This window comes from uncultured Shewanella sp. (genome assembly GCF_947501665.1).
GTDB lineage: Bacteria > Pseudomonadota > Gammaproteobacteria > Enterobacterales > Shewanellaceae > Shewanella.
The window spans coordinates 18,737-31,038 of sequence record NZ_CANMWS010000047.1; the positions used below are offsets into that span (position 1 = coordinate 18,737).

The 12,302-nt window shown below is 41.6% G+C and carries 10 protein-coding genes; 2 read left to right on the forward strand and 8 right to left on the reverse strand.

Translation table 11 applies throughout. From position 1 onward, the window contains the following. Positions 1–37: 37 nt before the first annotated feature. From der to Q0976_RS23250, 8 genes are all read right to left on the reverse strand, one after another. The gene (der, locus tag Q0976_RS23215; protein WP_299497094.1) at positions 38–1,510 is read right to left on the reverse strand and encodes a ribosome biogenesis GTPase Der; all 1,473 of its coding nucleotides are present in this window, start codon (positions 1,508–1,510) and stop codon (positions 38–40) included. An 86-nt stretch (positions 1,511–1,596) separates the two neighbouring features. Next, positions 1,597–2,784 carry an outer membrane protein assembly factor BamB gene (gene bamB, locus Q0976_RS23220; RefSeq protein WP_299497097.1) on the reverse strand — a complete coding sequence of 396 codons (1,188 nt, stop codon included), beginning with the start codon at positions 2,782–2,784 and terminating at the stop codon, positions 1,597–1,599. Positions 2,785–2,795: 11 nt separating this feature from the next. Further along, a complete protein-coding gene (locus tag Q0976_RS23225) occupies positions 2,796–3,416 on the reverse strand; it encodes a tetratricopeptide repeat protein (protein ID WP_299497100.1) in 621 nt (206 codons plus the stop codon). Positions 3,417–3,430: 14 nt separating this feature from the next. Then, on the reverse strand, positions 3,431–4,705 hold the full coding sequence (hisS, locus tag Q0976_RS23230; RefSeq protein WP_299497102.1) for a histidine--tRNA ligase: 1,275 nt from the start codon (positions 4,703–4,705) through the stop codon (positions 3,431–3,433). Between the two features lie 144 nt (positions 4,706–4,849). Beyond that, positions 4,850–5,962, reverse strand: a complete 1,113-nt coding sequence (gene ispG, locus Q0976_RS23235; RefSeq protein ID WP_299497105.1) for a flavodoxin-dependent (E)-4-hydroxy-3-methylbut-2-enyl-diphosphate synthase — start codon at positions 5,960–5,962, stop codon at positions 4,850–4,852. A 15-nt stretch (positions 5,963–5,977) separates the two neighbouring features. Beyond that, on the reverse strand, positions 5,978–6,877 hold the full coding sequence (locus Q0976_RS23240; protein ID WP_299497106.1) for a RodZ domain-containing protein: 900 nt from the start codon (positions 6,875–6,877) through the stop codon (positions 5,978–5,980). A 61-nt stretch (positions 6,878–6,938) separates the two neighbouring features. Further along, positions 6,939–7,679, reverse strand: coding sequence for a type IV pilus biogenesis/stability protein PilW (gene pilW / locus Q0976_RS23245; protein ID WP_299497108.1), 741 nt, complete (start codon positions 7,677–7,679; stop codon positions 6,939–6,941). A 27-nt stretch (positions 7,680–7,706) separates the two neighbouring features. Further along, the gene (locus tag Q0976_RS23250) at positions 7,707–8,828 is read right to left on the reverse strand and encodes a bifunctional tRNA (adenosine(37)-C2)-methyltransferase TrmG/ribosomal RNA large subunit methyltransferase RlmN (protein WP_299497110.1); all 1,122 of its coding nucleotides are present in this window, start codon (positions 8,826–8,828) and stop codon (positions 7,707–7,709) included. Between the two features lie 190 nt (positions 8,829–9,018). Between Q0976_RS23250 and Q0976_RS23255 the strand changes: the two genes are divergently transcribed. Together Q0976_RS23255 and Q0976_RS23260 are read left to right on the forward strand one after the other, a co-directional pair. Beyond that, on the forward strand, positions 9,019–10,083 hold the full coding sequence (locus Q0976_RS23255) for a CNNM domain-containing protein (RefSeq protein WP_299497113.1): 1,065 nt from the start codon (positions 9,019–9,021) through the stop codon (positions 10,081–10,083). Between the two features lie 144 nt (positions 10,084–10,227). Beyond that, positions 10,228–11,976, forward strand: coding sequence for a bifunctional metallophosphatase/5'-nucleotidase (locus Q0976_RS23260; RefSeq protein ID WP_299497116.1), 1,749 nt, complete (start codon positions 10,228–10,230; stop codon positions 11,974–11,976). Positions 11,977–12,302: the final 326 nt, after the last annotated feature.

Here is a 12,302-nt window from a genome sequence, read left to right on the forward strand (position 1 = left end):
AAAAGGAGCCTTCGGGCTCCTTTTTTTATCTCAATGATTAGTCTTTATTTTTATCTTTAATATGCGTCGCCATACGTTTGCGTCGTCTTTCTTGACTGACAGTCAACTTTTTCGTATTCATGCCCTCAAACGGGTTGCCCCCTTCTTGGAAACGCAATTGAATGGGTGTTCCCATCACTTTTAATGAACGACGATAATAGTTCATCATGAAACGTTTATAAGAATCCGGTAACTTTTTCACCTGATTTCCATGGACGACCACAATAGGCGGGTTATACCCCCCAGCATGAGCATATTTCAATTTCACTCTGCGGCCATTCACCAACGGGGGCTGATGATCGTCTTGTGCCATTTGCATAATACGGGTCAACATGGCCGTACTCACACGCGTTGTCGCGCTGTCATAGGCTTCTTCAATGGATTCATAAATGTGACCCACTCCCGTACCATGCAGTGCCGATATAAAATGAATACGCGCAAAATCAATAAAACCTAAACGACGATCGAGTTCACTTTTCACTCTGTCTTTAATATCTTGGTCGATACCATCCCATTTATTCACCGCAATCACTAAAGCACGGCCGGCATTCAGCGCAAAACCTAATAAACCTAAGTCTTGCTCCGCAATACCTTCACGCGCATCAATGACTAATAGCACCACATTACTGTCTTCAACAGCTTTAAGGGTTTTAATCACTGAAAACTTTTCAACGGTTTCATGTACTTTTGCACGGCGGCGAACACCAGCAGTATCGATAAGGACATATTCTCGTCCTTCTCGCTCCATGGGAATATAAATACTATCACGGGTCGTGCCTGGTTCATCGTAAACCACCACACGTTCTTCACCTAATATACGGTTAATCAGAGTGGATTTACCCACATTCGGTTTACCAATAATGGCCAATTTAATGGGCAAATCTTGTAATCGTTTTTGTTCAGCTTCGGCTTCTTCTTCTGTGTATTCTCTCTCTTCTTCATCCTCTGGCTCACTGCCATCTTTAACTATGCCCATCGCCTCGGCATAGGGAGCAAGAGAATACTCAATCATATTCGTCACACCACGACCTTGCGCCGCCGCCATTTGGTACACTTCTCCCAAACCCAGTGACCAAAACTCAGCACAGGCCGAATCCGCATCAATACCATCGACTTTATTGGCAACAACAAAAGTGGTTTTTTCACGGCTTCTTAAATGCTGAGAAATCGCTAAATCTGCTGCAGTTAAACCTGCACGTGCATCTGTCATAAATAACACGACATCGGCTTCTTCAATGGCCGCCAATGACTGCTCCGCCATGCGGGTTTCAATCCCCTCTTCAGTGCCGTCAATACCACCAGTATCGACGACAATAAATTCATAGCCAGCCAAATGGGCGCGACCATATTTACGATCTCGAGTTAAGCCAGGAAAATCAGCAACAAGTGCGTCTCTGGTGCGCGTCAGTCGGTTGAAAAGTGTCGACTTACCGACATTGGGACGCCCAACTAGGGCCACTACAGGGATCATTTATTTGCCTCTATTGTTACTATTTTTTGAAATAAAAAGCCCCCAGCAGTATCGCTAGGGGCCCTATCTTTTTGATCTTTAGTTATTTAAGGTAGGGTCACCTTAGACACTACACCATCACGTGCTTGTACGTATAGATTGTCACCAATCACGACCGGACGACTGTACAATCCAGAACTGTCAACTTGGATGCGCCCAACGACTTCTCCAGTACTCAGATCCAGAAAGTGTAAATAGCCTTCAAAATCACCCACCACCAGATAGCCATTAAAGACAACAGGTGAAGTCACATCTCGGTTTGATAACGTAGTATTAGACCAGAGCTCTAAACCATTGCGTCTATCAACAGCATAAATACGGCTATGATCATCGACCAAAAATAAACTGGCACCCGAATACGCCAGTTCATGGAAACTAGAATATTGACGCGACCAGACAATACGGCCTGAGCGCATTTCCATGGAAACAAGATTACCGTTATAGCTGACAGCATAAATATTATCACCCAATAACAGAGGTTTCATATCCACATCCGCCATACGAGCAAATTCGTTACCGCCCTTTGGCGTGTAAATCGCTTGCTCCCATGCCGCTTGACCATTGGTCTTTATCACAACAGCGATTTTCCCATCCGCTGTACCAATAAAGAACCCACCCGCTTCATAGGCTGCTGAGCCAGTACCCCGTAATGTTAAACTAGGTAATTGAGTGTGATAAGTCCACAAGCTCGTGCCATCATTGACATCAAATGCTTGTAAAGAACCATTTCCTGTGCTCACAGTGACAATTTCATCACCCACAGTAGGCGCTGACAACAATTCGCCATCGGCCATCATATGCCAAGCTATTTGGCCCGTTTCAGCATCTAATGCCACTAATAAGCCATTTTCGGCGCCAATAAACACCTTATTACGTGCCGCGGTGATCCCCGCAGATAGCAATATGCCTTTACTGGTGGGTAACACATCTTCTTTAAACTGATTGCTTAAATTAACCGACCAGACTGGCTCACCAGTGTCTTCATTAAATGCCTCAATGAGACCAGCTCTATCAGCCACATATAACTTGCCATATCGGACAGCTGGTGCTAAACGTGAATAATAACTGCCCACGCCATCACCGACACTTTCGCTCCAACTGACGGTTGGAAAAACGCTCGCTTCAATACTGGTCAGTTCACTAACAGGCTCCTCTTCAACATCCGTTGAAGAGCAAGCTGACAATAAGCCAACACTTAAGCTACACGCAAATAATGCTTTGCACCAAGACTTCATGGGCAGTTCCCTTATGCCTTATTTAAATTATCTAACTTCATTTGTAAGGCAGGACTTGTCGCCAATCCACCTTCATCTATTGCAGACTGATAAGCCGTTTTAGCTTGTTCCATTTCACCTTGCTGAACCAAGAAATCTCCTTTCAACTCATCACGTTGAGCAAAAAAAGCTGGCGCTGAAACTTGATCTAACGTCGCTATAGCAGCAGCAAATTGACCTTGTTGAGCCTGAACACGAGCAAGACGAATACTGGCAAGCATGACAAGACTTTGATCAGGATCGCTCGCTATCACACTTTTCAAAGCCGTCATCGCTTTATCATAATCTTCTTGCTCAACAGCGGCCTTAGCAACCATGAGCTCTATCAAAGCCTGATAGCCTGATTCACTGTAATTTTTAGAAAAATTTTCTGCACCAGTCAATAGTTGCGCTTCGGTTTCGCCAGATACCGTTAATGCTTGAAACGCTTCTGAGGCCGTTTCTGTTTGTTTAACTTGGTGATCTGAATAATAATTCCAACCAAATAGTCCACCTAAACCAACAACGGCACCAATAACAATTGAGGTACCATAATCTTTCCAGAACTGTTTGATAGCATCAACTTGTTGTTCTTCTGTGCTATAAATTTCCATGTACTCTTCCCCTATTAAATCAGTTCTGCAATATAAGCAGCTAATGCATCTTGAGCAATCACAGTTTGCTCTTTCTCATCGCGTAAATGCTTAACCACAACTTGGTTATTCTCTAATTCATTTTCACCGATAATGAGTGCAATACTTGCACCGCTGTTGTCGGCACGTTTCATCTGTTTCTTGACGTTACCACCGCCACAATGGGTCATCACTTTACAATGTGACAAGCTTGTACGCAATTGCTCAGCCAATTTTACTGCAGCAATACGGCAGTTATCACCCATTGCTGCTACATACACATCCACAGCATTAGGAATATCTTTCGTCAGCGCTAACGTTTCAAGTAATAATACTATACGCTCAATCCCCATCGCAAAACCTACCGCAGGGGTATCTTTACCACCAAGCTGGCCGACTAAACCATCATAACGTCCACCAGCCAGTACCGTCCCTTGAGATCCTAAACTGTCGGTGATCCATTCAAAAACAGTACGATTATAATAATCTAGACCGCGTACTAATCGTGGGTTAATGGTGTATTGGATACCAACGGCATCTAAGAGTTCACAAAAATGTGAAAAATGTTGACGCGAATCTTCACCTAGGTAATCAGCCAAGGAAGGCGCATCGACTAAAATGGCTTGAATAGCCGCATTTTTGGTATCTAATACACGTAATGGATTGGTGTACATACGACGTTGGCTGTCTTCATCAAGCACGTCTTTATGGGTTTCTAGAAAAGCAATCAAAGCATCACGGTATTTTGCTCGCTCATCACTATCACCTAAGGTATTAATCTCTAAGCGAACATGCTCACTTACACCTAATTTTTCCCATAAACGCGCTGACAACATAAGCACTTCAGCGTCACTGTCTGCACTCGCAATACCGTATACTTCAACACCAAATTGGTGAAATTGACGATAACGTCCTTTTTGTGGGCGTTCATGGCGAAACATCGGCCCGGTATACCACAAACGCTGTTCTTGATTATAAAGCAGCCCATGTTGATTGCCTGCGCGAACTGTCGATGCTGTACCTTCGGGGCGCAAGGTCAAACTGTCTCCGTTGCGATCATCAAAGGTATACATTTCTTTTTCAACAATGTCAGTCACTTCACCGATTGACCGTTTAAAGAGGTCTGTACTTTCGACTATCGGTGTGCGAATTTCACTGTAACCATATGCGCTAACAGACTCCCTTAACACACTTTCTACTTTTTGCCATATCGGACTTTGCGCAGGCAGAATATCATTCATGCCGCGAATTGCTTGGATCGTTTTTGCCACTGTTTTTAACTCATTCTGTCGTCGATAAAATTAAAAGCACTTTAAAAATCTTAATAAAAGCACCATTGACTCAATATTTCGTCACAACCTCTCACATAATGCCAAACGACTCCTTCAGCAATAATGAGTGTCTGTATTCAACGATTATTCAATTTCTTTGGTTGGAATTTGATTATCAACTAACGCCGCTTTTGCTCGAATTTTAGCTTCCAATGAATCGAGAATGTTATTATTATCAAAACGCTCTTTTTGTCTCACGCCATCATTATAATAACCACTCATTCGATGCCCACCCGTTAAACCAATATCTGAGACTAACGCTTCACCTGGCCCATTAACCACACAACCGATAATCGATACATCCATCGCCGTAGTCACATCTTCTAGACGCTGCTCAAGCGCATTGACGGTGGAAATCACATCAAACTCTTGACGAGAACAAGATGGGCAAGCAATAAAGTTAATTCCGCGAGAGCGGATCCGTAATGATTTTAAAATATCAAAACCCACTTTAATCTCTTCAACGGGATCGGCCGCGAGTGACACTCTTAGCGTATCTCCAATCCCTTCAGCCAATAACATGCCTAGACCAACCGCTGACTTCACGGAACCTGCACGGGCGCCGCCTGCTTCTGTTATACCTAAATGCAAAGGCTGATTAATCTGTTTTGCTAATAAACGATAAGACTCAACCGCTAAAAAAACATCGGATGCTTTCACGCTCACTTTAAACTGATCGAAATTCAGCCTATCTAAAATATCCACATGGCGCATTGCTGATTCAAGTAAAGCCTCTGGGGTCGGCTCCTTAAATTTGTCCATCAAATCTTTTTCAAGAGAGCCACCATTCACACCAATACGAATAGGAATATTTTTATCTCTGGCGCAGGCAACAACATTACGAATACGCTCTTCATTACCAATATTTCCGGGATTGATCCTCAAGCAATCAACCCCATACTCAGCAACTTTAAGCGCAATACGATAATCAAAATGTATATCGGCAATCAAGGGGATACGCGTTTGTTGCTTAATCAGCTTAAACGCTTCTGCCGCGTCCATTGTTGGAATAGAAACTCGCACAAGATCAGCCCCCACATTTTCTAGGGCTTTAATTTGTGCAACGGTCGCTTCAACATCAGTAGTACGAGTATTTGTCATCGATTGCACTGCAATGGGTGCCCCATCACCAATGGGCACATCACCAACGTAAATGCGAGTAGAAGGACGTCTGATTATTGGAGATTCATTGTACATGATAAATTTGCTCTATTATTCACCTAACGGAAGAGTAAAACGGGCCACTTTACCGCTGGGAAAAGACTCTAAATTGACAATATTGCCATTCATTGACACCGTCACGGACTGAGGCGCACCCAGTAATACTGAAAAAGGCGCTTTTCCTGATAACGTCAAGGTTTCATTTGTTTGTTTCAATCCCGAAGTGAGTACTTTACCTGTCGCATCCGTCACTTTTATCCAGCAATCACCTTGAAGCGTAAATAGCAATGACGCCGTCTGCGCTGCTTGATCATCTTGGATTGTCGTTGCGGACGGTTCGAGAGTGTGCGTGGCCTCAGGAGCCTCACTGACTTTTAAAGGATTATCTAACGTCATTAAGTCGTTATTCACTTTCCCTTCATTCACTTTTTCGGCATTGATAGTGTTTGGATTAACCACTTGATTATCTTGCGCGATTTCTTCAGCGGTTGGCTGAGAAATATCCACCTCGGTTTCCATTGATGATTTTTGTACCCACCACCAAACAACCAACGCCAATAATATGATGACAATCAAATAGGTTAATAACATCAGTCGGCCATCTCTAGCCTGACGAGAAGTTTGTCGAGAAAAACTTTGCATATTCGGCTGTTGCTCATTGGCCAAACAATTATCAAGACAAGATTGAATAACATGAGGATCGGCTTGCACTATTCGAGCAAAGTTCTTCACATACCCTCGAATATAAGTACTGCCACCTAATTCTGAAAAATCATCAGCCTCAATGTTTTTTACCACAATAGGTCTTAAATTCAACTGCTCTGCGACTTCATTAACCGATAGGCCTTTGGCTTCTCGAGCACATTTTAATTGCTCACCTAAAGTGATCGTTTTAGTGGATGTCTCATCGTTATCGCCATCGTTGGGCAACTCAATATGTTTCTTTGTCATTAGTGCATACTAGCCCGATATTATATGATTATGTCAGATGAAATTCGTGAACCATCACACGCTACAATGTAGTGGTTATCGGCACTTCACCAAGACCTTTTTCAATTTTAATCCCCAGCGCTAAGCTTTCCGTGGTACGAGGAAACCCTCTGTAATAACGGACTAATTGCTTTTGCGCGGCAACAAAATCACCTAATTCAACTTCAATTTCAATAAGCTCAAGTAACGATATTTGTCTTCTCGGATCGTATCTTAACGCTTTATTAAAATAGTTTCGTGCTTTTTCTAATCGTCCCGCCTTGCGACTGCATATGCCTAAATTTTCATAGGTTGCCGCAAATGCCGTATAATTTGGCTCTGACACCGCTTTTACAAATTGCTTTTCTGCTTCTTTAAATTGACCTTGCTGGCACAGAAAAACGCCAAAATTATTAAAACTGTCTCCAGATACATCATCGGATTTTAACGCCTGTTTAAACGCTTGCTCTGTATGAACAATATCTCCAACTGATTGATAGTAATAAGCTAAAGCTAAATTAACGGCTTCTAATTCTGGCGCATACATAAACGCTTTATCCAAATTATATTTGGCTTGTTCATTATTTCCTTTGCGCAAATAGACCAAACCTAACTGCACCCGCTGTTTAGCAGCGGCTAATCCATTAAAAGCCGTTTCAGATACAGGTTTATCTGTCCCAACATAGGTCCTTTCTGTTACACAACCCACCAACACAACGACAATACACAATAAAACACTCATTGTAACAAACGTTTGTTGCTTTCCTTGTCGTATATATCCCATGGTAATACTAACCAATCGATTAAAAAATTAGTCCATTGTGACTGAAATTTGACTCTCTTGCATGCGTTTTTTCGCCAAGCGCTTGGTTCTATCTTTTATGTCACCTGCTAATTGACCACAAGCGGCATCAATATCATCACCACGGGTTTTACGCACAATGACAGTGATGTCATAACTCATTAAGACTTTTGAGAATCGATCAATTCGAGAATTAGAAGAACGTCCATAAGGTGATCCAGGGTAAGGATTAAACGGGATCAAATTAATTTTGCAAGGGGTATCTTTCATCACTTTAGCGAGTTCATGGGCTTGATCTGTGCTGTCATTAATGTGATCTAACATAACATACTCAACCGTTACACGACCTCGATTCGCATTAGACTTGGCTAAATAACGTCGAATACCGGCGAGGAACTCTTCTAATGGGTATTTTTTATTCACAGGCACTAAGACGTCACGCAGCTCATCATTTGGCGCATGAATACTCACTGCAAGCGCGACATCAATCATGTCACCCAACTTATCCAATGCAGGTACCACCCCTGATGTGGATAAGGTCACTCGACGTTTGGACAAACTAAAGCCAAAATCATCAAGCATAATATCCATTGCTGGCACAACATTTTTCAAATTTAATAAGGGCTCGCCCATTCCCATCATCACCACATTCGTGATAGGGCGCTCTCCCGTTTCCTTTTGAAATCCTAAAAATTCAGCGACTCGCCAAATCTGACCAACAATTTCTGCCACTGTTAAATTACGATTAAACCCTTGTTGAGCCGTAGAACAAAAAGTACACTCAAGGGCACAGCCAACTTGAGAAGACACGCATAACGTGGCTCTATCTTCTTCAGGAATATAAACCGTTTCAACTTCTTGCCCTTGACCTACGTTAATCGCAAATTTGATCGTACCATCTGAAGACTTTTGATAGCTGGAAATTGATGGCGCAACCACTTCACATCGCTGGGCTAATTTAGCTCGCAACACTTTATTGATATTGGTCATCTGTTCAAAATCACTTACACCAAAGTGATAAAGCCATTTCATTAGCTGATCGGCTCGAAAGGGCTTCTCTCCCATATCGGCAAATAACGCTCGCATTGATTGACGATCAAGATCCAATAAATTGATCTTTTTTTCACTCATTGTAACTAACCTCAAAACCTAAAACCTGCTGCAGGGCGGCAAATTATACAGAAATACACCCATTTAAGCTAGTTTTGATAACGGAAACTGTGCCCAAAAGAAATGAAGGGATAAACACCAATAGTACCTCGACACCTAACAATGTTATCCTTGAAATCCGTTTGTTCAATCAGGCTAAAATAGTCACGCTATGTTTCCCTTAATCATCACGGTCTTAATCGCATTAAGTGTCTCTTTTATTTGTAGTATATTTGAAGCTGTATTGCTATCAGTGACCAATAGTTATATTACCAATCTCAGCCAAAGTGATGCCGTTAGTGCTGCACGCCTTAAAAAACAAAAAGACAACATTGAATCCCCTTTAGTGTCGATTTTAACGCTCAACACTATGTCACATACCGTTGGTGCTGCCGTTTCTGGCGCACAAGCCAGTCAACTTTTTGGCGATCAAATGTTTGGTATTTTTTCCGCCATATTGACCTTTTTAATCTTATTTTTTTCTGAGATCATTCCAAAAACATTGGGGGCAAATCATTGGCGTAAACTCGCCCCATTCACCTCTTTGTGCATTTTGTGGATGGAAAGAGCCACTTTGCCACTAATATGGCTGTCTAACCTAGCCACACGCTGTTTAGGCAAAGGCGATCAAGGTTTATATATACGCCAAGAAATCAGTTCTATGGCACAAATAGGTAAAGAATCAGGAGAGCTCGATGAACAAGAGTCACATATCCTTATTCAAATGCTCAGTGTAAAGGAAATGCCTGTTACCACTATCATGACTCCAAGGACTGTCGCATTTAAATTATCCATGTCAATGACATTAAAAGATTTTATTTATCAACACCAATACGCCCCTTTTTCGCGTATTTTGATTTATGACAAAGATCCCGATGACATTATTGGTTTTATCAATCGACATGATGCAATCAATGCCGCAAAAGTGACACCGGCAGAATATTTAGCCATTTTAAAGCAGCCTTTACTCATCGTGCCAGAAACAGCCAAAATATTACCTTTATTTCAACTCATGATTAAACGCAGTACTAAAATAGCGATGGTTGTGGATGAATACGGCTGCGACTTAGGGATCATCACACTAGAAGATATCATCGAATCCCTATTAGGATTAGAAATCGTCGACAGTAACGATCCTGCCACCGATATGCAGCAGCTAGCTAGGCAACTATGGCAAAAGCGCATCCAAGAAAAAGGCATACGTATATCAGATAATAATGATGTCAATCGTGTGTAAACTCAGCATCAAAAAGAACATTAAATATTCTATACTCTTAATATACTTCTATCCAGTGGCCGTGCGACACCCAATCACACGGCTAACAGCTAGCTTCTTCAATTCACTTAAGGTTATAATCCTCGCACACATTAAGAGGTAATAATGACTGAATTCTATTCTTGTAAATTGGCCCACATTAACGACACACATTCTCACTTTGATCCCACCCGTATCCAGTTTAATTTAACCCATAAAGATAAAGCGTTAACCTTACACACTCACAGTGGCGGTTATGCTAGGTTTGGTTTTCAAATAGAAAAAGCACGCCGTCAAGCCATAGAAAATCAGCATGCTTTTCTATTTCTACATGGTGGGGATAGTTTTCAAGGCACCCTATATTTTAGAGAGTTCAAAGGGCGAGCTAATGCACATTTACTCAATTTACTGAAACCTGACGCCATGGTGTTAGGTAATCATGAAATAGATGCAGGTAATGGGCCTGTTGCATCGTTTCTCAATAATATTGATTTTCCTCTACTTGCCGGTAATATGGATTTAAGCCTAGAAGACATCAATAAACAAGCCAAGCTGAGAAACCATCCAAATCTGTTAGACTTTGATCCCCAAACCCGCTCAGCTAAAGTCCTCTTAAAACCATTAAAGGATAAAACCTTAGCCATTGTTGGCATTACACTGGATCAAATGAAAGATATTGCGAGACCCGATCCAGACACCCATTTTGTTGATGCCATAAAAACCACACAAACCACTATAAAGCAACTCAAACAACAAGGTATTGACCACATTATTGTCTTAAGTCATTTAGGCTTAAATCAAGATAAAGTACTTGCTGAAAAAGTGCCTGAAATAAGCCTAATTGTTGGTGGCCACTCCCATAGCCTTCAAGGGGATTTCTCAACGCTTGGCTTACCTTCTTTACCTTACGCTGAAACGGTGAATACCGTGCCTATTTTGCAAGCGGGAAAATATGCTGAAACCATCGGTATCGTCGATATCGAGTTTAATGCCCATGGCCAAGTCTCACAATTAAATGGCCATAATTATTTCATGCTAGATGACCAATTTATTCTAGAATCGCCTCAAGGTGTCGCCGAAGAAGATTATGCTTGGGCCAAAACACAGCTTGAAAGCCACCCTAATATTTTATGGAATGAAGAAAATGCAATCATTCGCGAAGCAATAGATACCTTTTATCGCCCGGCTATTCAAGCCCTTGAAAATCAAATTATTAACTTTATTCCTAAACACTTTGCTCATACTCGTCTTCCCAGTAAAAGTTTGCCTCACGGCAGTGAAATCTCCCCTTGGGTCAGTCGCAGTCTTTATCATGAAACCCGCATTTTGGACGAACGCATTGATTTTGCCCTACACAATGCCGGTGGTGTGAGGCAATCACTTTCAAAAGGTAAACTCACCCTAGCTGAAATAGTCGGCCGACTTTTACCCTTTGATTTACCTTTGGTTAAATACCAAATTCAAGGAAAATACCTTTATCAAGCGATTGAGTCTTCTATCAATCACGCCACCAATAATGGCGTTGTCGGTACCGGTGCAGGCAGTTTTCCTTACACCTATGGGCTGAGATATTTTTATGATGCTCGACTACCATTGGGGCAACGTATTACCCAATTAGATCTTTTAAGAGCAGAAGATGAGCAGTTAAATAATCAACCAGAACGCTGGGAAAGCATTAAATTAAATCAATATTATATTGGCGTATCTTCTGAGTACACCGCTTCCGGTAAAGAAGGCTACCAAGCTTTGCAACAAGCTCGCTGGCAAAGTTCAATTAGTGAGCTATCCCTTGCTGAAGCCTTTATTCAATTTATGCAAAAAGAACTAGATATGGAACAAGTCATGTCACCTCAAGTACATTATATACCCAAGTAAAATAAAGGCGCAGAACTCAACTACAATAAAAAGCCTTTTTAGGCGAGAGCTAGCAGTGTAAGCCAATGTTCAGTCACGCCGTATAAAAAAGGTTAAATCAGCCTTTAAGACATTCGCACCTTCATTTTTCTTAAACATAGAAACCATCATCCGCCATTAACTTGCTGCATCGAAATAATAAAATGCAGTAAGTTATAGTATCAATTATTTAATATTTCAATTAAGACACAAGCTATATTCCAGCAAAGTGTTAAGTACCTGAGTATAAAATTACCAACAATTAGAATGATATTTGAGCGTTAGATTACCAATGACTGATGCTTGCA

Bases quoted from the DNA above. Each gene is read 5' to 3' on its own strand.
- der (WP_299497094.1), bottom strand. From the start codon at position 1,510: ATGATCCCTGTAGTGGCCCTAGTTGGGCGTCCCAATGTCGGTAAGTCG.
- bamB (WP_299497097.1), bottom strand. From the start codon at position 2,784: ATGAAGTCTTGGTGCAAAGCATTATTTGCGTGTAGCTTAAGTGTTGGC.
- Q0976_RS23225 (WP_299497100.1), bottom strand. From the start codon at position 3,416: ATGGAAATTTATAGCACAGAAGAACAACAAGTTGATGCTATCAAACAG.
- ispG (WP_299497105.1), bottom strand. From the start codon at position 5,962: ATGTACAATGAATCTCCAATAATCAGACGTCCTTCTACTCGCATTTAC.
- Q0976_RS23240 (WP_299497106.1), bottom strand. From the start codon at position 6,877: ATGACAAAGAAACATATTGAGTTGCCCAACGATGGCGATAACGATGAG.
- pilW (WP_299497108.1), bottom strand. From the start codon at position 7,679: ATGGGATATATACGACAAGGAAAGCAACAAACGTTTGTTACAATGAGT.
- Q0976_RS23250 (WP_299497110.1), bottom strand. From the start codon at position 8,828: ATGAGTGAAAAAAAGATCAATTTATTGGATCTTGATCGTCAATCAATG.
- Q0976_RS23255 (WP_299497113.1), top strand. From the start codon at position 9,019: ATGTTTCCCTTAATCATCACGGTCTTAATCGCATTAAGTGTCTCTTTT.
- Q0976_RS23260 (WP_299497116.1), top strand. From the start codon at position 10,228: ATGACTGAATTCTATTCTTGTAAATTGGCCCACATTAACGACACACAT.